This window comes from Burkholderia sp. BCC1993 (assembly GCF_905339865.1).
In the GTDB taxonomy this organism is placed as follows: domain Bacteria; phylum Pseudomonadota; class Gammaproteobacteria; order Burkholderiales; family Burkholderiaceae; genus Burkholderia.
The window spans coordinates 226,122-248,651 of the sequence record NZ_CAJPGZ010000003.1 but is presented as its reverse complement, the minus strand read 5'-3'; the positions used below and the strand labels follow the sequence as shown (position 1 = coordinate 248,651).

Sequence of the window (22,530 nt, the reverse complement as noted above, 5' to 3'; positions counted from 1 at the left end):
GCAGGGAAGTCTAGGTCCCACCAAGTTGCCCGGCAATGTCGAGTGAAAGACGCCACGCGAGAGGAGATGAAAATGAACCTATCCAAACGATCGAGGATTAGGAATGCGCGTTTAGGCGCGGTAGCTTGCATGTTCGCAGTTCCGGTGCTCACTGCCTGCAACGGAGACAATAGCAATTCGGCAGTGAACGCGTCTCTGGTATGCGACGACACGCTTAAGACGTCGTTCAAGCCGGATGCTCAAACGTCGGTAGTAGCGGTGAAAGCATTCAAAAAAGGGGACCCTCTCGTCCTTGGAGACGAGAGCAGTGGCAGCGCGCAGACCGCGGCTAATGACGTCTGCATGGTAAAGCTCAGCGTTGGCCCCGGAAACGCCGGGCCGGCCGGTGCCCCGTCGACTTCAGCTGGAATCGGAATCGAGATCTGGCTGCCGTCGAGGTCAAATTGGAACGGCCGTGTCCATGCGATCGGAGGTAGCGGCTGGCAGGGTGGAACCGCGGGCTCTGCGACCGCTATTGCCAGTGTTGCGGCGGCAAGTGTTGCCGGTAACGAAGGTGCCGTTTCATCGACGACCGACACTGGGCACACCATTCCGGGCGTGGGGTCATTTGCGATGAATCCGGACGGGACCATCAACAGCACCCTCTGGACCGACTTCGCATCGCGAGCTGTTCATGAACAAGCGGTAAAGACAAAGGCGCTCGCAGCGGCTTACTACGGACGCGTCCCAAAGTTCTCGTATTGGGACGGCGGCTCGACAGGGGGGCGCCAAGGGTTGAACCTTGCCCAGAACAATCCGAACGATTTCGACGGGATAATTGCGCTGTACCCGGCGATCAACTGGACACGATTCATTACTAGCGAACTGTATCCACAGATCGTGTTCCAACGAGATCTCGGCGGCACACCGCTAAGCACGGAACAGGAAGATTTGGTATCCAATGCAGCTATCGCCGCATGTGACATCACCGGCGGACAGCACCTGGGATACATCATCGATCCGTCTAGCTGCGCGTATGATCCGCTAAAGGATCCGAACGTGCTCTGCGTCTCCGATGGCGGCACGAATGCAACTTCCGCTTGCGTGACAAGAACGCAGGCGCAGGTAGTCAATAAGATCTGGTATGGCATGACGGCTGATAGCAGCGTGCCAGACCCCGCAGTCGACAATGGATGGTCGCAAGCGTCGTCAACCACGCTTATGGGTAACGGGAATCACCGCTGGTTCGGCCTGACGCGTGGGACCGCTTTCTATTCACCGTTCTTCCTCGGATTGGCCAATCCTAATCAAGAGTTCATCATAGCGTCCGACATGGTGGCCCTGGAACTTCAGAATCCGACTGTCGCAGGCACCGGATTCACTAATGCGACAGGCAATGGACAATCGCTGTGGAAGCAGTTGTCATATGTCCAGCTGTCGAACGCTTATGATCGCGGGGTTGCGCTGCAGTCCGAGTTCGGTGGCATCAATACTGATAATCCGGATCTGTCGGCATTCAGAAATCGTGGAGGCAAGCTTCTCACTTACCATGGTCTGGCCGACGAGTTAATCGCCCCGCAGGGCACAATTAACTACTACAATCGTGTTGCGGCGCAGATGGGGAGCATGGCGGCCGTTCAAAACTTCTATCGACTGTATCTCGTGCCAGGTCTCGGGCACAGCACTCCCAATGGCACATCGAATCCCGCGGCTATCATTCCGAATTTCGCGCCGGGCCAGATGTATAGCCTACTCACCGACTGGGTGGAAAAGGGGGCGGTTCCCGACAAGGTCACGTTGCAGGCAACCAGCGGCAATACGACTCGCAGCATGCCCATTTGCGTGTATCCAAAGAAGATCACCTTCGTCAGCGGGAATCCTACAGTCGCAGCGAGCTACGACTGCCTATGAGACCTTGTCCGTTCTGCGTGTCGTGTCGAGTAATCAATGCGTTGGTGGATGGGAGCCCCAATTGCAAGGCAAGGGGATCGACCCACGTGGCGGAACGGCCACTTATGAAGTTTCACCGGGATCTTGGGTAACACGATGGACTGTGCCTGGATCCCGGGGTTTGACTCAGGCAGCGTATGCGATGGTGTCGCTGATGCTGCCTGAGGGCACATGTGTGCCGTGTAATGTGCGGTCCATGCGGAATGCATAATGATGATGTGTGGCGAGCAGCAGTAATTTACAGTCGAATTCTATAGGCTGTATTTGGGCGGACAACGTTGCCAAGAGTTACATGCGATTTGCAAGAAAGGATCGAAGTATTGCTATACCATGTTCGATTTTTATCGGGTAGCGATAACGAATGCAAGTCGCGGTGCATTATCTTTTGCAAAGGCCAACATTATCACGAATTCTTCTGAGAGCTGAGAATATTCAGGAAGATCGTGGCTTCGACTCAGTCTATTTCCTGTAGTGATATCGCCAAGTCAAGCGATTCGCTCTCGTTTTGATCATCGAGTTTCACGTAGTCCATACCTTTATTGAACTGATTAAGGAAGTGGATCAGCGATACTTTGTCGTCGAAGCGAAAACTCGCTACTGCCTGCCGATAGAACTCGTAGATCTTGCGCTGCAGGTTGTCCCAGAACGTTCGGCCTTTTGGGGTCATCATGACCTTCTTCGCCCGCCGGTCGACTGTGTCGGCCACGCGCAGCACATGCTCCTCGCGCTCCAGCCGCTTCAGGACGCCATCAAGACTTTGTCGGCTCACGACGAGAGTGTCAGCCAGTTCCGAGAACGACATTCCGTCGGCCGCCTGGGAGCGCGATAGTGCGCCTAGTACCGCCCATTGCACTGTCGTGATGCCTAGCGCCCTGGTCGTCTGCCGGTCGAGCGTGTTGCCAGCTTGAAACAACCGGAAGAACAGACGATTGTGGATGGACGATACGGACTGATCGTACGAAGGGTCGAAGTTTGTCATGGGTTACCTGTGAATCGGACCAGGCTAGCTAGTCAGTATGACTCCCGTGGGGCAAAGGCTGGCCTGCCGTGAGGAATCAAACGCGGGTTAGCATTGCTGCCAGAGCCGCACGGTGCGGACAGGGCCGCACCCGGCGATTTCCAGCACGGAGGCCAGCATGGAACACGATAGCACGCTGTACGTCGGGCTCGATGTCCATAAGGAGTCGATCACGGCCGCCTATGCGCTCGGCATGGGCGAGGTTGAACTGCTCGGCAAGGTCGGCACCACGAAGACGGATATCGATCGCTTATGCAAGCGTCTGCAATCGAAGGCGTCGCGCATCCGTATTGTCTACGAGGCGGGCCCATGTGGTTACGGGCTTTACCGTCAACTTCAGCAGAAGGGAATCGACTGCATGGTGTGTGCACCGTCCCTGATTCCAAGGAAGCCGGGAGAGCGCGTAAAGACCGATCGGCGCGACGCGATCAAACTGGCGCGTTCGCTCAGGGCTGGCGACCTGTCGGAAGTCTATGTCCCTACCGTCGAAGACGAAGCGTTTCGCGATCTGGCACGGGCATGGGTGAGTGCCAAGGATGATCTGAAGCGTGCGCGTCAGCGGCTGAAGTCCTTTCTGCTTTCGCATGGGGTCGGCTATACCGGTCGAGCCGACTGGAGGGCAGCACACCGGCGCTGGCTGAGCACGTTTGCGTTCGACAGCGCATGGCAGCAGTTGGCGTTCGAAGAACATCGACGCACGATCGAGGATCGTCTTGCGCAATGCGATCGACTGGAAGCTGCGCTGCGCGAGGCAGTGGTTGCCTGGCGCTTTTACCCGGCAGTACTGGGTCTGCAAACGATGCGCGGCATGCAGTTCACCACGGCGGTCGGCATGCTTGCCGAGTTGGGCGATCTGTCACGCTTCACGCATCCCCGCCAGTTGATGGCATGGTTGGGCGTAACGCCGAGCGAGCACTCGTCCGGCGAGAAGCGCCGTCAGGGCAGTATCACCAAGAATGGCAACAGTTATGCGAGAAAGCTGCTCGTCGAATCGGCATGGAGCTATCAGCATCCGGCTCGTGTCAGTCCGGAGATTCAGTGCCGCCACGAAGGGATTCCCAAGCCCATCGTAGATCGAGCGTGGGACGCGCAGGTGCGCCTGTGCCGACGCTATCGAACGCTCGTTGCACGCGGCAAGCAGAAGAACATCGCCGTGGTCGCGGTCGCCCGTGAACTGAGCGGGTTTATCTGGGACATCAGCCAGCTTGCCATGTCGCTTGCCTCGCAACCGCAGAGGCGCGAGGCTTGAGCAGGCGAGCGCGAGTCCTCAATCACCGAGCAAAGAGTTCCCTGAAGGCGGCGTAGCCCGGCACACGAGTAACCCGCGACTCGGCTACGCAACGAATCCGATTCGACTTGCGACGCTAGATAGCGGCAGGCTCATCGGGCGGACCTCTGTAATGCGGTAGCCAACCCGCGGATATCAGCGTGATCCACCGTCGAGACGTACTGCTACGCCGCCCTCAGGGAATTCGAATGAAACCCCTCGAAAACTGAAAATCGTTCCCGATTGACAGCGGGAGTCATATCAGCCGGGAACCTGGGTCTCGCTACTCTGAGCCGTTGCTCGACCGGTAAACATCCTTAATGTCCGATCATAGCGGCGGGGGCCGCCAGCGGCTAACATCGCTGCTCGCGGCGACATGGGAGGGGCCGATGAGTTCCGCGAGTTTCCGTCATGCTGGTTTGCATAGGTGAATTACAACATATACATGACGATGCGGCTACCCGCGAACACGCAAGATATACGAATTCTTAGGTGCGGTGGTGGATTCAGTCTGGAATATGCATCAATGGCATGATGCAATACACGTCGGGGCGCTCGCGAGCGGAGCGTCAGATGGATCCAAATAAGCATGCCGTGAATGCGGTTGCTGGTTTGAGTAATCTGAACAGCGAGATCGTCGTCGAAGCGAGCACGGCGTATGCGGCATCGAGCGAGGGGTTTCGGCAATGATTGCCGCGTCTCGGGGATCGATCTCGATTTCGTGGGTGTGCAGTTCAAGGGTGACGCGGCGAATGGCCGGTCCGAACGGATAGGAGACGAGTTCGCCTTCGACGCGGGCGACCGCTCCAGGGAGTGTATTGACGGTGGAGGGTTAATCGACACGAACAGCAGTCGTCGACCGCGAGTCTCGAGTTAGGCGATGAAGGCCCGACGCTTGACCGCGTCGTTGGGCGAGCGCCTCGTTGACAGACGCTCGCTGTTCCGATCGAGATCGACGACGTGATGCTGGTCTTTATCGACGTCGACGCCACTGAAGATGCCGACGGCGTCATGTTGTTAGGTTGCTTGCATCTGAACGGATTGGCCTGCGACAAGGGCGATCAGTCTCGGCGTCTGGCGGAGGGCATTCTGGAAGCGATCAGCACACGTCTTCGCTGAAACGGCAGTCAAGACTCGCATCTTGCATGTGATTCCGTGTCAGCGGAAGTCACGCTGAAGTTGTTCCGGTTGTTGCTACGAATTCGTTGCGCAGTGGACGGGTGTCCCTGCTTGGCAGCATGCGATCACTCGGTTCGCGTTGTCTTACCCGCGATGCGACCACAATACCAACCTCGGAACCTTCTTCCTAACACGCGAAATTCCGAGTATCACCCGACGGTCGGCGTACGAAGTACTGTAGGTCTTGGCCGGGTATACCGAAACTTCGCGGTGGCAAATGAAACGAATCGGTCAAGCTTGAAGATCAAGACGCTTCTCGGGTTCCGGTACGGTAGGGGAGTCCTGCGCACCGCGTTTTTGCGCAGACACTGACAGGCGGTGGTTGATGCATGCCAGTGCAAGGGCGCCGACGATTCCTGCCGACCCGATCACGAGAAAGTTTTGTTCGAGGGGAAGCTTCAAGGAGACGATGAATCCGATCAGCACAGGTGCCACGATTGCTCCCAATCGGCCAATACCTGAGGCCATGCCAACTCCCGTCGAGCGAATTGCCGTCGGATAAAATTGCCCGCAGTACGCGTATGCCACGATTTGCGCGCCAGTGGAGCATGCCCCGACGGCTGCGACTATTGCGTACCGTACTTCGGTCGATGTCTTGAGAGTCATCAGGTAGAGGAAAATCGCGCCGAGGGCATACATGCAGACCAGAACCCATTTAATGTGAAAGCGATCCGCTAGCCAACCACCCGCAATCGCGCCAATTACGGCACCGACATTCAGTGAGATTACGAAGCTCAGTGCCGAGCCTAGGCTATAGCCCGACATCGCCATAAGCTTGGTAAGCCAAGTGCTTAATGCATAGATCATGAAAAGTCCCGTGAAGAACGCAATCCAGAACATGATCGTGCTGATACCTCGACCGTTTTGGAAGAGTTTTGCCATGGGAGCGCCGGCTTCACGATCCTGAGAGTGCATCAGCAAGGTGTCTGCGACAGTCAACTTGAGGCTCGGATCAATATTGCCAACTACCTTTCGCAAATGAGCATCGTCCTTTCGTGAAATAAGGAACGAAAGAGATTCCGGCATCGATGTCAGGATGAATGGGATTAGCGCTGCAGGTGCCGCCGCCACGAGAAATACCACCTGCCAACCGAATTCCGCTATGAACTGCTTGCCGATCACCGCAGCGAGAATTCCACCAATGGCGTATCCAGAAAACATCACCGTCGTCAATAGACTGCGAATCCTACGAGGGGAGTATTCGGTCATCTGCGCCACAATGTTGGGCATGACTCCGCCGATTCCAAGGCCGGCGATGAAGCGCATCGCGGAGAATGTAATAGGATCGTGAGTGAGCCCCGCGATTGCGGTAAACACGCTAAACAAGAAGACACAAATGGAGATCGTCCAGCGGCGTCCAATTTTTTCCGATAACGCGCCGAGAAAGATCGCCCCGAAAACCATCCCGAAGAGAGCGGAACTGGCCATGAAGCCGGCCGTCGATGCTTCGACGCCCATGTCTTTCATGATCGACGGCAACGCGGCACCAGCGACTGCGATGTCGTAACCATCGATGACAATTACCAACAGGCACCAGATCAAAACCTTGGCATGAAATGCGTTAAATCTGGCTCTGTCAGCCAGTTCGTATACGTCTATGCGGCGCATGAGTAGTCTCCGTCGATGGGCTTGGCGCAAAGGTTGGGCGCGCATTTGTGACTATATGCTGTCATTGTTACGAGAGTAAACATGCTGCATGCGGGTGTTAACCCTGTTTTTAGCGTAAACATGCATCAATATGATGATATATAAGTGCATGCTTACATACATATCCAAGCCCTGGCCGTCCAATCAGCCTGGCGATTCGCGTGATGATCCGATGGCATGCCCGGATGGCGACGGTGAACGCTCGACGGAATGGCGAGGACGTCGGCCGGTGGCTGGCATGCCGTACCTTCCGCGAAGAGAGGAACGCCACCGTTTTCTCGAGCACGCAGCGCTGTTCATCGGCCTCGATGCCTAGGGCGAGATTAACGACATGGTTGTTGATAACGCCGCCGTCACGGATTTTGTTACGTAGGGCGTCGAAGAACACTACTGGGTACATCGCCTGGAGCGTGCGCCCGAGGCCGCAGTCCTCATCGCGGGGAACGTCGGCCCGCACGGGGCCGCGATCGGTGATGACCTCGTTGCCTGGCGCTATTAGTGGCGTTGGCCTGACCGGGTAGCTTGGGTCGACCCGGAGGGTATCCCGATGCAGATACATCTCGGCGTCCATCGCCTGTTCGATGGCCGATCTGTTGAGCGTCAGCATCAGATCTTGTACATCGGCCGACGACATTCCATTTTTTACGATTAGGGATACTGATAGTGTCGTCGACGGTACGGCGGATCGACAACATGAAGGCCTTACTGGTGGCGAAGGCAGACGCCCAACAAGCAAGCTGATCTTGTTTTGGGCCCCTTCTCCGAGGCGGAAACCTGCATTACATCGTCAACGATGACGTACTGGGATCCTTGCCACGACTCAGCACTCTTACGCTAGACGGGATACTAATTTTGTTAGTGCTCCGGTGAACACGGCTAGCGCAAATTATGGACGCCGACATCCTACGCCTTCGACGCGAACCGCCTCAAAACGATTTGCCTTCGGTAAAGCCGTAGGTGCAAGAACATGGTCGCCCGCGCCTCGCGAGAGTGTCGTCCGGGAAGACACAATGTGTGTTCCAAAGTCTTCTGTGCACACCTGAGAGACAAATGTCTGGCTGCGACTACGATGTTGACGGCAATGATTTTATTAAGGAATTCATGATTTGTCTGTTTGGCATGGTACTTGCAGACCCGAGGAATGCTCTACTGAATTGGCAATCATGTCGTGATTGCGACGGTTGCGATCGTCTGGCGACGAACGACTGTCCGAACAATGAGGCATGTGACCGGCGGAACTCAACCAAAGGTGACTTGTGGGTGATCAATTCAGAACGATGAAAGTTTGTGAATGCGACTGCTCCGCCATAAGCGGATTGGAGCGCGAACTGCATCTGCTTTTCTCATCTCAACAAAGGTAGATTCATGCGTAGCTATCAAGTGTACGAACACGGCGAACCGTCGACGATGCGTATCGAGGATGTGCCGGACCTGATACCGGGCCCCGGACAGATTCTGGTGGACGTGGAAGCTGCGGGTATCAACTTTCCGGACATTCTCACGGTTGCCGGCACGTATCAGTTGTTACCGCAACGTCCGTTCGCGCCGGGAAAGGATTTTGCCGGCGTGGTACGGGCCATCGGCCCTGACGTCACAGCATACCTTCCGGGCGATCGAGTGATGTCGCAAATCGAATTCGGTGCACTTGCAGAGCAGGCGCTTGCCACCGCCTCGCAGGCATTTCGCGTGCCGGACGAGATGGCGTATCAGGAGGCGGCCGCCATGGGGCTCGTCTATCAGACGGCGTGGTTCGCGCTGATGGAGCGCGGTCAGTACAAATCCGAAGAGACGGTGTTGATCGGCGGAGCCGCCGGCGGTGTCGGCCTCGCAGCCGTCCAGCTTGCGGTCGGCCTGGGCGCGACGGTGATCGCCGCTGTCCGGAGTCAGGCGGAAAGACAGGTCGTCCTGGAATCCGGCGCTCATCACGTGATCGACTTGTCCGGCGGCAATTTGCGGGACAGTGTGCGCGAACAGGTTCATGCGATCACGGACGGGCGCGGTGCGGACGTCATCCTTGACCCGCTCGGCGGCGAGTTCTTCAACGGCGCGATTCGAGCGGCCGCATGGTGTGGTCGCGTGGTCATCATCGGGTTTGTCGCGGGCGAGATTCCCTCGGTGAAGGTCAATTACCTGCTGCTCAAGAACATTTCAATTGCCGGCCTGCAATGGAGCGACTACCGCGAGCGTGCCCCTGAGAAGGTGCGGGCAGCGCAGGAAAGCATTTTCGGGCTCTGGCGCGCCGGCTACGTTCGTCCTGTAGTCATGCGTGCATTCGCCTTCGAGGAGGCCGCGGAAGCGATGACGCTCGTCCGGAACGGCGATGTGCGCGGCAAGGTCGTTGTCAACGTCAGAAGCCACGCCTGATTTCATTTGGAATGGCGAATCGGTGCCGATCGATTCGGAAAAACAAAACTAGATTTGGAGACGTAAATGCGTTCGAACATGCTGACACTGCATGATCCGATGCTTGCGCGCGAATACTACGCCAGAGGCGTGTGGCAGAACGATACGTTGTACACACTGGCGCGAAAGCATGCCGACGCGCGGCCGACAAGCTATGCGTTGCGCGATTCGCGTGAGCGGTTGACATGGCGAGAACTCACTCGATGGGCAGACGCAGTGGCCACCGACCTTCACGATGCAGGCGTGCGGATGGGAGACCGGGTGGCCGGATGGCTTCCGAATCGCGTCGAATGCGTGGTGCTGATGCTTGCATGTTCGCGAAACGGCTACATTTGCACGCTATCGTTGCATCAGAATCACACGGTCGACGAGGTGCTGTCGCTGCTCGACCGTTGTTCGGTTTCGGCCTTCGTGGGTCAGCCCGGATATGGCGCCGACGCGGACGTGAAGGATGTGTTCGAGCATGTCGGGTCGATCGCCAGCATTCGACGTGTCTACGCATTTCCGCATCGCGACGGGACGCCGACGGATCACCTCGAGCACCTGCGGGCGTTCCCGCGCGGTGAGCCGACGGGGCCGCAGCAGCCGGTCAACGACAATCCCGACAAGGTGACCTATCTCGCGTTCACGTCGGGAACGACCGGGCAGCCCAAGGCTGTCATGCACAGCGACAACACGCTGCTGGCGAACGGGCGGGCGATGGTGGCCGACTGGGGGCATACGCACGATCTGATCATGTACTGCCTCGGGCCGCTCAGCCATCACCTGGCGACGGTCGGGCTGGAGCAGTGCCTCGCGTGCGGATGCGAGTTCGTCGTGAACGACTTGCGAAAGGGCGAACATCCGCTCGACCGCATCATCGCGTCGGAGGCCCGCTATCTGATGGGCGTGCCGACACATGCGATCGACATCCTCCGCGAGCTGGACGCACGTGGACTCGACCGGCTGGGTGACGTCAGCGTCTTCTATCTGTCGGGCACCGCCATTCCGGCCGAGCTTGCACGTCGTCTCGCGGCACGGGGCATCAAGCCTCAGAACACGTACGGCATGACCGAGAACGGTTCGCATACGTCGACGATTCCGACCGACGATATCGACACGCTGATCCGGACGGTCGGACAAACCGTCGGGCGCGGGAATGCGTGCTACGAGCTGCGAATCTTCCGCGCAGACGATCGCGATGTCGAAGCCGAACCGGGAGAAATCGGCGAAATCGGCGGGCGAGGCGCGTCGCTCATGCTCGGCTATTTCAACAACACCGCGGCGACCCAGGCGTCGTTCAATGCCGGCGGCTGGTTCATGAGTGGCGACCTCGGCCGATTCAACGAGCGTGGAGACCTGGAGATCGCGGGACGGTCGAAGGATCTGATCATCCGCGGCGGCCACAACATTTACCCGGCGGAGATCGAGGGGCTTGCGTTGAGACATGAACGCGTCGTCAAGGCAGCCGCATTTCCGGTCGACGATGAACGCCTCGGAGAGAAAGTGTGCCTCGGCATCATCGCGTCAGACGGGGTCCCGGTCGATGCGTATGACATCCTCGCTCACCTGTTCAACGCCGGGCTGTCCAAGTACGACATGCCGGAGTACTTCATCTGCATCGACGATTTCCCGCTGACCGCGAGCGGGAAGATCCTCAAGCGCGAACTGTCGGCCCAGGTGAGGGGCGGGCGGCTCGTGCCTCAGCCGGTGCGCTGGAACGGGATTCGCGAGGTGTCCGCATGAATGGAATCCATTCGGAGCACCCCGCTGCAATGGTCGACCTCGCGGGCAAGGTCGCGCTGATTACAGGTGCCGCGTCAGGAATCGGGCGCGCCCAGGTCGACCTGTTTCTGGCGGCAGGCGCACGCGTGGTGGCGGTGGATATCGACCGCGACCGCCTCGAGCGCATGTCGACAGCCGGATCCCACGCCGGTCGCCTGTTTTGCGTGAACGCGAACCTGACCGTCATCGACGATATCCATCGCGTCGTGGCGTCGGCGATCGAGGCATTCGAGAACGTCGACATCCTGTGCAACACCGCCGGCGTTCTCGACGATTTCAGGGAAAGCCTCGAGACGGACGAAGCGCGCTGGGATCGGGTTTTCGACGTCAACGTCAAGTCGCTGTATCGCATCACGAATGAAGTGCTGCCGCACATGATCCGACGCCAGGCCGGCGTGATCGTCAACATGGCTTCGATTGCCGGACTCAAGGCGGGAGCGGGCGGCGCGGCCTACACGTCGAGCAAGCACGCGGTCCTGGGCTTCACGCGGCAGCTTTCCAGCGACTACGGCCGGTTCGGCATCCGCGTGAATGCGATCTGCCCCGGCATGATCGACACGGCGATGACCCGCGCCGTGCTCGACGACGAGGATTCGGCACGCGTTCGCGCACTCAAGCGCGTACCTGCGGGGCGCCTGGGGCGGCCGGAGGACATCGCTCGCGTCGCGCTCTTCCTGTGCGGCCCGGGCGCCGATTTCATCCATGGCACGGCGATCGTCGTCGATGGTGGGTTGACCGTGAGGTGAATTCGGCGAGTGACCGGAGCAGATGCCGTCGGCACGCATGCCGACCGGAAAACCAGGTTCGCGTATCGCGATGCCGGCACGTCGCATCGCTGTGCATGGCGGCACGCGAGTCATGAAGAACACCATTGGAGACAAGCATGCGCAGTTCGAACGGAACCTCGGCGCGTACCGGCATCATCAAGGTCGCCGCAGCCAGCTTCATCGGGACATTGATCGAATACTTCGACTTCTTTCTGTTTGGCACGGCAGCCGCACTCGTCTTTAACAAGATCTTCTTCCCGAACCTGAATGCGCTGACCGGCACGCTGGCGTCATTCGCTGCATTCGGGGCGGCGTTCGTCGCCAGGCCGCTGGGCGGGGTCGTGTTCGGCCATTTCGGCGACCGGCTCGGACGTAAGGCGATGCTCGTGATCAGCCTGTCGATCGTGGGCGTGTCCACGGCCATGGTCGGCCTGTTGCCCACCTATCATCAGGTTGGGATACTGGCGCCGGTCCTGCTGGTGTTCTTTCGCATCCTGCAGGGTATCGCGATCGGCGGGGAGTGGAGCGGAGCGGTGCTGATGGCGGTCGAGCATGCGCCGCCGCGCAAACGGGCGTTCTACGGAAGCTGGCCGCAGTGCGGGATTCCGGCCGGGCTCGTGCTGGCGACGGCATCGTTCTATTTGGTCCAGAAACTCCCCGCCGACGACATGATGAGCTGGGGCTGGCGCGTGCCCTTCATCGGCAGTGCGGTGCTGGTGCTGCTCGGCCTCTATATCCGCATGAAGATCGAGGAAACGCCCGCGTTCGCCGCAGTGCGGGAGCGCAAGCAGGAGGCGCGCTTTCCCGTCGTCGACGTGATCCGGACCGCGCCCAGGCCGCTGCTCGTGACCATCTTCGCGATTGCGTCGCCGAATATCCTCTTCTACCTGGCCACGGTGTTCATCCTGCGTTACGCCCCCGAACGCACGGGGATTTCCCGGGACATCGTGCTGGGCGCCGTCTGCGCGGCGTCGTTCGTGCAAATTTTCACGATCCCGTTGTTCGCGCTGTTGGCCGACCGGTACGGGCGTCGCCCGGTGCTGCTCGGCGGCTCGCTACTCGTCGTGCTGTCTGCGTATCCGTTCTTCTGGCTGATCGACAGCGGCAAGCCGGTATACGTCTTTCTGGCGTTGATGCTCGCGCTGCCCCTTCTGCATGCCAGTACCTACAGCCCGATCGCAAGCTTCATGCCGGAGCAATTCGAGACACGCCTGCGTTACACGGGGTCCGCCATCGGATATCAGGTCGGCGGCCTGATCACGAGCGGGCCCGTCCCGTTCGTCGCGGCGGCATTGTTCGCGTCGAGCGGCGCGTCGTGGCCGCTGGCGCTCTACATCATGATCGGCGGGCTGCTTTCGCTGATCGCCGTCGCCACCGCCCGTGAAACGTATCTCGAGAACATCGCGGTTTCCGGAAACGACGGAGGGCATGCGGACAAGCCAGGGCGCGACGCCGCGCCCGAGATCGGCACCACGATCAATTCCCTGCGATGACACGGAAATGGAGGAGTGAATTGGCTATCGACCACGCCGCCTTGGCGAACCGGACGTTCGCGGACGTGCAACACCGGTATACGAAGCGGGACACGATTCTCTATGCGCTGGGTGTCGGCGCGGGTGCAGTCCCGCACGATCCTGACGATCTCCGGTATGTCTACGAAGAGGCGCTGAGCGCATTGCCGACCATGGCCGTCGTACTTGGCTATCCGGGGTTCTGGATTCGCCGGCCCGAAACGGGCATCGACTGGCGCGCGGTGCTGCACGTCGAACAGAATCTGGTCGTTCATCGGCCGATCCGTGCCGAAGGAACGGTGGTCGGACGGACGCGAGTCGACGGGCTTTATGACCGCGGGCCGGACCGGGGCGCCGTGTTGATGACGTCCCGCGACATCATCGACGCGGATGCCGGCACGCCGATCGCATCGGTCACGAGCACCGAGCTTTGTCGAAGCGACGGCGGGTGGGGTGGGCCTGCGTTTCCGCGCGTGGAGAGGGAGCCGATGCCCACCGAGGACGCGCATCGAAGCATCCCGCTTCGCGTCGCGCCGAATACGGCTTTGATCTATCGCCTGAGCGGCGATGACAACCCGCTGCACGTCGATCCGGCCGTCGCCGCCACGATGGGATACGAACGCCCGATCCTGCACGGCCTGTGTTCGTTCGGGATCGTCGGGCATGCACTCGTCAGGGCGATCGCAGGAAACGATCCGGGCTTGGTGCGCGAGATGCGCGTTCGCTTTACCGCCCCCGTCTATCCGGGCGACGACCTGATGCTCGAGATCTGGCAATCACGATCCGACGCTGTTCGATTCCAGGTACGTGCCCCGTTGCGCGATGCTGTCGTCATCGATGACGGGTACTTCAAAATCGACGTGGGGATGGGCTCATGATACTCCGGTTTACGACATGCGACGTTCGCGATCAGGTACTCGTGGTCACCATCGACCGTCCCGACTTCCGGAATGCGCTGAACGTCGACGCGCATCACGAGCTCGCGCGGATCTTCGACGGCTTCGAGGCAGACGCATCGCTACGGGTGGCGATCATTACCGGAAGGGGGCCCCATGCGTTCTGTGCGGGCAGTGACATCAAGGACGATCTCGACCCGGCAAGGAAGCCGTTGTCCGGGTTCGCGGGGCTCAGCCGGCGCTTTCGGCGGCGCAAGCCCGTCATTGCGGCGGTCAACGGTGTTGCGCTGGGCGGCGGCGTGGAGATTCTTCTCGCATGCGATCTTGCCGTTGCCGCGGATACCGCGCGTTTTGCCCTTCCCGAGCCGAGAGTCGGTCTCGCTGCCATCGAAGGCGGACTGCAGCGCCTCGCGCAGCATATTCCATTGAAATTCGCGATGCAGATGCTGCTGACTGGTACGTCGATTGACGCGGAAACCGCGCTGCGCTTCGGGCTCGTCAACGAAGTCGTATCGCCGGATCGGCTTCTGGACGCGGCGATGCGCTACGCGACGTCGATTCTCGAGTGTTCACCGGTTGCGATTGCCGCCACGATCGAGGTCGTCGGCCAAACCCCCGCGATGGCCGGCGTTGCAAATCCCGCGCTTTGGGCGCATCCGGCGATCGGCCGCCTCTGGTCCAGTCGCGATGCGAAGGAAGGGGTCGACGCATTCATCGGCAAGCGCTCGCCGGTCTGGCAAGGCGAGTGATCTTGCCCGTGTCGCTTGAGAGCGCGACACGCATCATCGTCGGAAGGGGCGGGCGTTGCACCGACGCCCGTTCATGCGCATACGTTTCGAGCATGTCAGGACAATCAAAAGGAGACAACGATGGCATACGAATACAGTGACACGGAATGGAAAATTCGCTGCGAACTCGCCGCGCTGTACCGGGTGATCGCGTATCACCGGATGACCGATCACATATACACCCATATCAGCGCGCGCGTTCCCGGTACGGATGCGCACCACTTCCTGATCAACCCCTACGGTCAGATGTTTCATGAGATCACGGCGTCCAGTCTGGTCAAGATCGACATGGACGGCAACATCGTGGACGCACGGTCCGACCGGCGTCAGCGTGTGAACAAGGCGGGCTTCATGATCCATTCGGCCGTGCACATGGCGCGACATGACGTCGCCTGTGTGATCCATACCCACACGGCAGCCGGGATTGCCGCTTCTGCACAGGAGGAGGGGTTGCTGCCGATCAGTCAGCATGCGTTGAAATTCTACGGACGACTCTCGTACCACAACTACGAAGGCATCGCATCGGACGCGGACGAGCGTGCCCGACTGGTCTCCGATCTCGGCGACAACAAGGCGATGATTCTCCGCAACCATGGGCTGCTGGCGGCAGGCAATACGGTAGCGGACGCGTGGACCGTCATCTATTACCTGGAGCGCGCGTGCCAGGCCCAAATTGCCGCCCTGGCAGGCGGCAGCAAACTGATCTATCCGCCGGAAGTTGTGCGCAAGCATACGTCCGACCAGTTCGCGAAACTCGATATCGCGGATGACGCGATCGACACCGGCGGGGTACTGAGCTATCAGCAGGTCGGGTTCGACGCCGCGGTCAGGCTCGTGGAGCGCGAGCTGCCTCGTTACGACAGTTGATCCGCCGGACGCATTCAAACACCACACAACAAGCTGCCCGGCATGGCGATAACCGATTCGAACGGACGAATCCGGTATAGCTTGTGCTTGGCGGCACTATATGCGAAGGATGGAAGAGACATGGATGCCGTCGATCAACGTTGCATGCGCAAGGTCTTGCGGCGATTCTTGCCGTTACTGCTTGTCTGCTATGTCGTTTCCCATCTTGACCGCGTCAATGTCGGCTATGCCGCGCTGACGATGAATCAGGACCTGGGATTGTCCAATGCCGCGTTCGGGCTCGGCGCGGGGCTGTTCTTCATCACGTATTTCGCGTTCGAGATTCCTTCGAATATTGCATTGCAACGCTTCGGCGCCCGTCGCTGGATCGCCCGCATCATGTTCACCTGGGGCGTCCTCTCGGCGGCCATGGCGCTTGTCCAGGGTGAGATGAGCCTGTATGTCGTCCGATTGCTGCTGGGAGCCGCGGAGGCCGGTTTCTTTCCCGGCATCATCTTCTTCCTGACGCTCTGGGTGCCGAGTCGCTGGCGGGCGACTTACGTCGGCACGTTCATGGTAGCGATACCCATGGCCAGCGTCATCGGTGCCCCGGTATCCGCGTTTCTGATCAACGGATCCGGTCTCTGGGGGCTCAAGAGCTGGCAGACGATGTTCGTCGTCGAGGCGATGCCCGCACTGTTCCTGTCACTCGTGGTGTTCAAAGTGCTGCGCGACAAGCCCGAGGATGCCGAGTGGTTGAACTGCGCAGAGAAGCGGTGGTTGGTCGCGACATTGGCCGCCGAGCGGGCGCAGGGAGTCGGGCATCGGCATGAAAGCATCGTGGCGATCCTCAGGAACGGGAAGCTGTGGGGGCTCGCGTATATTTACTTCTGTCTGGCAGGCATTTCATACGGGTTGGCCTTCTTTCTGCCGCAAATCATGAAGGAAGCCCACCTGAGCATCATTCAGACCGGTTTCGCGACCGCCGCTCCGTTCCTGATCGGCGCCGTCGGGATGGTGTTGTGGGGGCGCAGTTCCGATCATCATCAGGAGCGTCGTGGCCATGCGCTCGTCGCGCTCGGGCTGGCTGTCGCCGGTCTGGTAGCGGCAGTTTTTGTCCCATCAGCGATCGCACAGATCGTCGCCTTCTCCGTTTCCGCGCTCGGTCTGATGTCGGCGCTGCCGATCTTCTGGACCTTGCCGAACCTTCTGACGAGGTCGACCATAGGCGCGGCCGGCATTGCGATGATCACTTCGATCGGCAATCTGTCCGGATTCGTGCAATCCGTTCTGATGGGCGTCATTCGCGACAGGACCGGGAGCTATAGCGCGGGCTTGCTGCTGATTGCCGCAGTCGGTGTGGTGGGGTTCGTCGTTCTGTTCTGGATGAGCAGACGGGTCGAGCGCGGCAGCGAGAGCGAGCCATCAGGCCGTCGTGAGGTCAGCATCGAAGGCGTTCCGCCCGTCTGATCGACGCGTCTCGTCGGAGTCTTGGAATCGTTTGATCCCGATGCAAATCGCGTCGAACGGTTCACGGGCAACGTCGCCACATTGGGGTGCATCTCAAAGGCTCTTCCCACTGCATTCGGATCAGATGCATCCCGCTTCACTACCCGTAAGCGGGGATGCCCGTACATCTCTGAACTGACCGATCATTCGTGCTCGGAGCGCTTATTGGTGAGGATTGTGACTTCGGCTCCGCGTCGGGCTACAACAAGGCGCTCTACCTCATATCGAGTCTCACGATCGTTGCTTTTGTTCTGACGGCATTGTTCACGCGTGAAACCACCGGAGGGTTCCGCGCTCATAATCGCGCGCTCGTCAGCAAACGAACCTGCAATCGCGTCTGATCGACCTCAATTGAGGTGCAAGGCGCGCAATGATCGGCTTCGGAAGCTTGCGTGAACTGGTCGTGCCGGCCACCGGTTTGACACCGCGCATATCGGCGACTATATTTCAGAGTAATTTATTTACTCGTGAGTAACGTCGCCTGCCGACCTCGCTCGCGCAGCCGATTGATTGTCAAACATGGACGACACGCAACCGGTCCGGTCGCCCTGGACGAAGAAGCATGAGCGGGAGGGCGAACGTGAAGACAAACGTGCGGCCGTGCTGCGGACCGCAGCGCAAGTATTCAACGAGAAGGGATTTCACGCCGCGTCGCTGGACGAAGTCGCGGAGCGCCTGAACGTCACCAAGCCGACGCTCTACTACTACGTCAAGAGCAAGGACGAGATACTGTTTCAGTGTGTCCGTATCGGGTTGCAGATGATCCGCGACGCCGTCGCCGAAGCGTCCGAATCCGGGGGCACTGCAATCGACAAGCTTGCGGCAGCCATGCGCCGCTATGCCGAAGCGGTCACGATGGACTTCGGCAAGTGTGTGATATGTGTGGGTGAGGAGCCGCTTCCGCTGGATCGCCGTCGAACACTGCGTCGATTGAAGGCCGAAATCGATCATGAATTCCGGCATCTGATCGAATCGGCGATCGCCGAAGGCACCATTGCATCGGTGGACCCGAAACTCGCGGCCTTCACCCTGGCAGGCGCCCTCAGCTGGATCGGCCGGTGGTATCGGCCCGACGGCGAGTTGAGCTCGGAGCAAGTCGCCGACCAATGCATCGCATTGCTGATGTCCGGGCTGCTCCGCCGCAATGAGGCCGGCGCGGCGAGTCAGGGAAGGGCGCGCACCGATCCACGAATGCGACGCCAAGTTCGCGTGAAGTGAAGGCAGATAGCTATCGGTCACGAAATGAATCGAGGGAGATGCGCCGCGTCGAATGCCCGGTCCACGGGCAAGCATCGCTGCACTGATTTTCGTTTCGGGCCGACATCCGCGATGAACCGTTGCCGGGCGAACCGACATGGATTCGGAACCGGCGCAGGGTTGCATCGACAGTCGCGATAATCCCGCAAAGGAGCCCCGAATGACGACGCACGCCGTCCTGCTCGATATCCACGCCTCAACAGGTGTCGCCACCGTTACGCTCAACCGGCCAACGGCCCTCAATGCGCTGGATTACACGCTGACCGAGTGCTTGCGCGACGCGGTGGGGCGTGTGGAATTCGACGACGAGGTTCGTGCCGTCGTCTTGCAAAGCGCCGGGGAACATTTCATGGCCGGCGGCGACATCAAGACATTTCACGCGACCCTCCGCCAACCTCCCGACGAGCGCCGCCGCCTGTTCGAGCGGTTCATCAGCGACGTTCACGAGTCGATCATCCGTATCCGACGCATGGAAAAGCCGGTCGTCGCCAGCGTGCGCGGGGCCGTCGCCGGATTCGGACTGTCGCTGATGAACAGCTGTGATCTAGTTGTGGCTGCAACCGATTCCTATTTCACGATGGCCTATTGCAACATCGGCGCGAGCCCCGATGGGAGCGGCACATACGGCCTGCCGCGCGTCGTCGGACTTAAGCGGGCCATGGAGATTGCGCTGCTAGGCGATCGTTTCGACGCGCAGCGGGCATTGGAATTGGGGTTGGTCAACCGTGTCGTGCCCACCGGGGATCTGGTCGATACCACGCGCGCCCTCGCGGCACGCCTTGCCGCAGGTCCGACACGCGCGCTCGGCCGGACGAAGAGATTGCTCAACGAGTCGTTGAACCGCACGCTATCCGAGCAGTTGCTTGCGGAACAGGAGAGCTTTGTCGCGTGCGTCGTGGAAGCCGACTTCGCAAACGGCGTGCAGGCTTTTGTCGAGAAGCGCAAACCGCAGTTCGAAGGTCGTTGATCCGCCCGCGCCAGACCATGGGCCTGCGGAGCGGGCAGCCGGGCTCGGAACAGCCGGACACGCCGGGTTCCAGCGTGCAGGCGGCAGAGCTGCATCGACGATTGAGGAGGCGAGCGCGGCGCGGTCCGATTATTCACGTGACGACGAAGCCGGTGAAGGCTTCAACGCCAGCTTTACGATGCCGTCGCCTTGATGGCCGAACAGGTCATAGGCTTCCACGACGTCGTCGAGCGAGTAGCGGTGCGTCACGAGATGGTCTGGCTTGATGCGCTGGCTCGACACCACGTTGAGCAGTCGGCGCATGCGCTCCTTGCCGCCCGAGCAGTTCGACGTCACGATGCGCTTGTTGGCGAGACCGGCGCCGAAGCCGTCCAGCGGGATAGGAATGCTCTTCGAGTTGATGCCGACGCTCGAGATCGTGCCGCCCGGCCGCGCGACGTTGACGCACCTCCTGATCGTCCGGTCCCCGGCCGCGACATTCGGCGTCGACGTCCGCTCCACGCCCTGCGTGAGCTTCATCACTTCCTCAACCAAGTCGCGCTTCGTCGGATCGAGCAGTGCGTCCTCGCCCATCGTCTTCGCCTTCTGCAGCCCCTCCTCGACCGGATTGACCGTGACGACGAGACCGGCCCCCATGAGCCGTGCGCCGCTCGTCGCACAGAGGTCGATCGGGCCCTTCGCCCGGTCTTGTCGGGATCCAATCGATAATGGGCAGGCGCCAATCTGTCGCGATCAACGCACGGGACCGCTGGCCATTGAAGAAAACACGCTATCCCGGCGCACCCATGCGTGATGCAATGCTGCGCACAGATGAGTGACGACTGTCGCGAACAGAGCGAAAGCCAGCCATACGTGAGCCAAATGCAACCTTGCATATGCTATCGGACTCGTTGGCCAAATCGCAGGCAGAGTAACGTTGCCGTAGAGCTCCACGGGAAAGTTGCCCGCCGACAGCATGGCCCAACCAATTAGTGGCAGACCAATCATCAACACATACAGCAACAGGTGGGAACCGTACGCTGCTACGATCTGCCATCGGGGCAGATCGGCAGGTAGCGCCGGCGATCGTCCGAACAGACGATTTGCAATGCGCACGAGCACAAGCACACCGATTGCGATGCCTAATGGCCGGTGCAGATCGAGCAGCCATGGGCGCAGCGAAAGCGACGCAACCATGGCAACGCCAATGAACAGCATTGCGACGATCAGTACCGCCATCGTCCAATGCAACAGGCGGGCGAGTCGGTTGAAATGGGTGGGACGGGTCATCTGCGAGCTTCCAGTCCAATGGCATCAGATGCCTGCCCACGAGCAATCTCGCGTTCGCGGCGGTTGTAGGATTGGGCGTAGACAGCAGAGCGTGCCGCTAGGACCGGATCGTTGGATGGTTCGATTCCGTCCGGAAGTACGAGCGGATCGTAATTGACGTCGCGGCACGCTCCGGTTGCCTGTGGCATGAGCCCGTCCAGTTCCAGTGTCCCTGCAATCACCTGTGTGCGCCCGTCCGGCCATGGACGCGACGGGTCGTCGACAAGGTCGCCCGGCTGAGCCAGTGTGACGACGAGATCCCAACGCACGGGGCCGAGGGTCAGGCGTCGCTCGAACTCCTCGCTCAGATAATCGCCATCGGCGCGCGCACGCTGCTCGGCATTCATCGCAACGAATGGCGCATGCGGCCGCATCGACCACCGGACGTATTGTCGCGTACCATCGGTTGCCACGAAGCGGAAAGCATCGACACCGTTGAATTGCGTGTTGGCCCAGCTACTGGGCCAGGGGGCTGATTTCGCCCATGCGTCGTAACGGCGCGCTTCCGGGTGAGCCGCGTAGAAGGCGCTCAACCTTGCCGGGTGCGGCTTGCCGGTTGCTGAATCAGGTGCGACTGCGAGGCGCTGTTCGTAGAATCCTTGCGGCGTGGACACCGGGAAAAAAGGGAAGCTGTTCATGGCCATGCGCCATTGCTGCCCGTCGTCAGTGCGAAGCAGCAAAGCCAAGCTTCGTACGCGCTGGGTTGCCTCGGGTGCGTGCGGATCGGCGCCGGCAATCGAAAGACGTCCGAGCACCGGCACATCGGTTTGCCGGAAAACTCGAGCCGAGGATAGCGACGTCGCCGCGGATCTCGGATGGAACCGACCGGTCACGCATACTCCCTTGCTGTGCGCGCGGCGGAAGCCTGCATATACCTTTCCGTTGGTTTGTTCCATGACATCGATAAAGCGCGCAGCTGTGACTTGATTTCCGATCCATCCGGCAGACCAGGCCCACGCAGCCGTCAAGGACGTGCCGATCAAGGCGATCGCAACGAGCGGGAGGGCAATTCGTCGGCGGCGGATTCGGGATGCCGTGGATTCGCGCGGGTCATGCATGTTGATCTCTTGGAAATGATGGGATCGAATGATTCCGACGATGTCTTGTTGCGGGTGTCACTGGAGTCGGTACGAATGACAGCGCCATCGGCCTGCGGGCGTCGTGGCGGGCCACGTTTCGACTGTCTTCGCCTGCCTCGCATGCGCAACCAAGTACAACAGATCTTCGATCTGGTCAGCGTGAAACGGACTGTGTTTTGACGACGTGGCGAATGGCTGTCGCGACAAGATCGTCGGGGCGAACCGGGCGGGAGCACCGGTGACCCGTTCGAATGGGGTCCGGAGTCCGGCGTAACGATAAGCATCAAGCGTGGTCGATTCCTTGGAAGACGCTCCATTTGCGGACACCGGCACAAGGGCGGCTACGCCTGTTCAGCGTTCTGTCGACGCTGCATGGTCGACGTCGCGAGCGCGAC

Annotated in this window: 17 protein-coding genes and 2 pseudogenes; 13 read left to right on the top strand and 6 right to left on the bottom strand. The window is 60.0% G+C overall.

All coding sequences use genetic code 11. From position 1 onward, the window contains the following. Window positions 1-72: 72 nt before the first annotated feature. Window positions 73-1,890, top strand: a complete 1,818-nt coding sequence (locus U4Y91_RS06175) for a tannase/feruloyl esterase family alpha/beta hydrolase (RefSeq protein ID WP_321804122.1) — start codon at window positions 73-75, stop codon at window positions 1,888-1,890. 493 nt (window positions 1,891-2,383) lie between these two features. On the opposite strand, the gene U4Y91_RS06170 is transcribed toward U4Y91_RS06175, so the two are convergent. Next, complete coding sequence (locus tag U4Y91_RS06170; RefSeq protein ID WP_321804120.1) at window positions 2,384-2,908, bottom strand: MarR family transcriptional regulator; 525 nt, start codon at window positions 2,906-2,908, stop codon at window positions 2,384-2,386. Window positions 2,909-3,065: 157 nt separating this feature from the next. Between U4Y91_RS06170 and U4Y91_RS06165 the strand changes: the two genes are divergently transcribed. Both U4Y91_RS06165 and U4Y91_RS06155 read left to right on the top strand, forming a co-directional pair. Continuing rightward, window positions 3,066-4,196 carry an IS110 family transposase gene (locus tag U4Y91_RS06165; RefSeq protein ID WP_321804118.1) on the top strand — a complete coding sequence of 377 codons (1,131 nt, stop codon included), beginning with the start codon at window positions 3,066-3,068 and terminating at the stop codon, window positions 4,194-4,196. Window positions 4,197-5,174: 978 nt separating this feature from the next. Next, a complete protein-coding gene (locus tag U4Y91_RS06155; RefSeq protein WP_321804116.1) occupies window positions 5,175-5,333 on the top strand; it encodes a hypothetical protein in 159 nt (52 codons plus the stop codon). Between the two features lie 291 nt (window positions 5,334-5,624). Here U4Y91_RS06155 and U4Y91_RS06150 read toward each other — a convergent pair whose 3' ends face one another. Then, window positions 5,625-7,001 (bottom strand): MFS transporter, encoded by a 1,377-nt coding sequence (locus U4Y91_RS06150; protein ID WP_321804115.1) that lies wholly within the window; start codon window positions 6,999-7,001, stop codon window positions 5,625-5,627. Between the two features lie 319 nt (window positions 7,002-7,320). After that, window positions 7,321-7,689: pseudogene (locus U4Y91_RS36740) on the bottom strand (transposase); the annotation flags it as partial. Between the two features lie 716 nt (window positions 7,690-8,405). Here U4Y91_RS36740 and U4Y91_RS06140 point away from each other — a divergent pair. The 10 genes and pseudogenes from U4Y91_RS06140 to U4Y91_RS06095 all read left to right on the top strand — a co-directional run bounded on the left by U4Y91_RS06140 (window position 8,406) and on the right by U4Y91_RS06095 (window position 19,748). Beyond that, window positions 8,406-9,404, top strand: a complete 999-nt coding sequence (locus U4Y91_RS06140) for an NADPH:quinone oxidoreductase family protein (RefSeq protein WP_321804114.1) — start codon at window positions 8,406-8,408, stop codon at window positions 9,402-9,404. Between the two features lie 66 nt (window positions 9,405-9,470). Then, window positions 9,471-11,168, top strand: a complete 1,698-nt coding sequence (locus tag U4Y91_RS06135; protein WP_321804113.1) for a class I adenylate-forming enzyme family protein — start codon at window positions 9,471-9,473, stop codon at window positions 11,166-11,168. A gap of 29 nt (window positions 11,169-11,197) precedes the next feature. After that, window positions 11,198-11,953: a glucose 1-dehydrogenase gene (locus U4Y91_RS06130; RefSeq protein WP_321804112.1), complete on the top strand. Its 756-nt coding sequence runs from the start codon at window positions 11,198-11,200 to the stop codon at window positions 11,951-11,953. Window positions 11,954-12,090: 137 nt separating this feature from the next. Then, on the top strand, window positions 12,091-13,467 hold the full coding sequence (locus U4Y91_RS06125; RefSeq protein WP_321804110.1) for an MFS transporter: 1,377 nt from the start codon (window positions 12,091-12,093) through the stop codon (window positions 13,465-13,467). Between the two features lie 20 nt (window positions 13,468-13,487). Continuing rightward, window positions 13,488-14,363, top strand: coding sequence for a MaoC/PaaZ C-terminal domain-containing protein (locus tag U4Y91_RS06120; RefSeq protein ID WP_321804108.1), 876 nt, complete (start codon window positions 13,488-13,490; stop codon window positions 14,361-14,363). A gap of 41 nt (window positions 14,364-14,404) precedes the next feature. Further along, window positions 14,405-15,130 carry an enoyl-CoA hydratase-related protein gene (locus U4Y91_RS06115; RefSeq protein WP_321804106.1) on the top strand — a complete coding sequence of 242 codons (726 nt, stop codon included), beginning with the start codon at window positions 14,405-14,407 and terminating at the stop codon, window positions 15,128-15,130. A 99-nt stretch (window positions 15,131-15,229) separates the two neighbouring features. Continuing rightward, window positions 15,230-16,036, top strand: a pseudogene (locus tag U4Y91_RS06110) (class II aldolase/adducin family protein); the annotation flags it as partial. Window positions 16,037-16,156: 120 nt separating this feature from the next. Continuing rightward, window positions 16,157-17,485, top strand: coding sequence for an MFS transporter (locus tag U4Y91_RS06105; protein WP_321804103.1), 1,329 nt, complete (start codon window positions 16,157-16,159; stop codon window positions 17,483-17,485). Between the two features lie 558 nt (window positions 17,486-18,043). Then, on the top strand, window positions 18,044-18,742 hold the full coding sequence (locus U4Y91_RS06100) for a TetR/AcrR family transcriptional regulator (RefSeq protein WP_321804101.1): 699 nt from the start codon (window positions 18,044-18,046) through the stop codon (window positions 18,740-18,742). Between the two features lie 199 nt (window positions 18,743-18,941). Further along, a complete protein-coding gene (locus U4Y91_RS06095) occupies window positions 18,942-19,748 on the top strand; it encodes an enoyl-CoA hydratase/isomerase family protein (RefSeq protein ID WP_321804099.1) in 807 nt (268 codons plus the stop codon). A 129-nt stretch (window positions 19,749-19,877) separates the two neighbouring features. Here U4Y91_RS06095 and U4Y91_RS06090 read toward each other — a convergent pair whose 3' ends face one another. The 3 genes from U4Y91_RS06090 to U4Y91_RS06080 all read right to left on the bottom strand — a co-directional run bounded on the left by U4Y91_RS06090 (window position 19,878) and on the right by U4Y91_RS06080 (window position 22,114). Continuing rightward, complete coding sequence (locus U4Y91_RS06090) at window positions 19,878-20,417, bottom strand: zinc-binding dehydrogenase (RefSeq protein ID WP_321804395.1); 540 nt, start codon at window positions 20,415-20,417, stop codon at window positions 19,878-19,880. A 63-nt stretch (window positions 20,418-20,480) separates the two neighbouring features. After that, window positions 20,481-21,017: a cytochrome b gene (locus U4Y91_RS06085; protein ID WP_321804097.1), complete on the bottom strand. Its 537-nt coding sequence runs from the start codon at window positions 21,015-21,017 to the stop codon at window positions 20,481-20,483. Beyond that, window positions 21,014-22,114 carry a catalase family peroxidase gene (locus U4Y91_RS06080; protein WP_321804095.1) on the bottom strand — a complete coding sequence of 367 codons (1,101 nt, stop codon included), beginning with the start codon at window positions 22,112-22,114 and terminating at the stop codon, window positions 21,014-21,016. Before U4Y91_RS06080 ends, U4Y91_RS06085 begins: the two co-directional genes overlap by 4 nt. Window positions 22,115-22,530: the final 416 nt, after the last annotated feature.

Bases quoted from the DNA above. Each gene is read 5' to 3' on its own strand.
- U4Y91_RS06175 (WP_321804122.1), top strand. From the start codon at position 73: ATGAACCTATCCAAACGATCGAGGATTAGGAATGCGCGTTTAGGCGCG.
- U4Y91_RS06170 (WP_321804120.1), bottom strand. From the start codon at position 2,908: ATGACAAACTTCGACCCTTCGTACGATCAGTCCGTATCGTCCATCCAC.
- U4Y91_RS06165 (WP_321804118.1), top strand. From the start codon at position 3,066: ATGGAACACGATAGCACGCTGTACGTCGGGCTCGATGTCCATAAGGAG.
- U4Y91_RS06150 (WP_321804115.1), bottom strand. From the start codon at position 7,001: ATGCGCCGCATAGACGTATACGAACTGGCTGACAGAGCCAGATTTAAC.
- U4Y91_RS06140 (WP_321804114.1), top strand. From the start codon at position 8,406: ATGCGTAGCTATCAAGTGTACGAACACGGCGAACCGTCGACGATGCGT.
- U4Y91_RS06135 (WP_321804113.1), top strand. From the start codon at position 9,471: ATGCGTTCGAACATGCTGACACTGCATGATCCGATGCTTGCGCGCGAA.
- U4Y91_RS06130 (WP_321804112.1), top strand. From the start codon at position 11,198: ATGGTCGACCTCGCGGGCAAGGTCGCGCTGATTACAGGTGCCGCGTCA.
- U4Y91_RS06125 (WP_321804110.1), top strand. From the start codon at position 12,091: ATGCGCAGTTCGAACGGAACCTCGGCGCGTACCGGCATCATCAAGGTC.
- U4Y91_RS06105 (WP_321804103.1), top strand. From the start codon at position 16,157: ATGGATGCCGTCGATCAACGTTGCATGCGCAAGGTCTTGCGGCGATTC.
- U4Y91_RS06100 (WP_321804101.1), top strand. From the start codon at position 18,044: ATGGACGACACGCAACCGGTCCGGTCGCCCTGGACGAAGAAGCATGAG.
- U4Y91_RS06095 (WP_321804099.1), top strand. From the start codon at position 18,942: ATGACGACGCACGCCGTCCTGCTCGATATCCACGCCTCAACAGGTGTC.
- U4Y91_RS06085 (WP_321804097.1), bottom strand. From the start codon at position 21,017: ATGACCCGTCCCACCCATTTCAACCGACTCGCCCGCCTGTTGCATTGG.
- U4Y91_RS06080 (WP_321804095.1), bottom strand. From the start codon at position 22,114: ATGCATGACCCGCGCGAATCCACGGCATCCCGAATCCGCCGCCGACGA.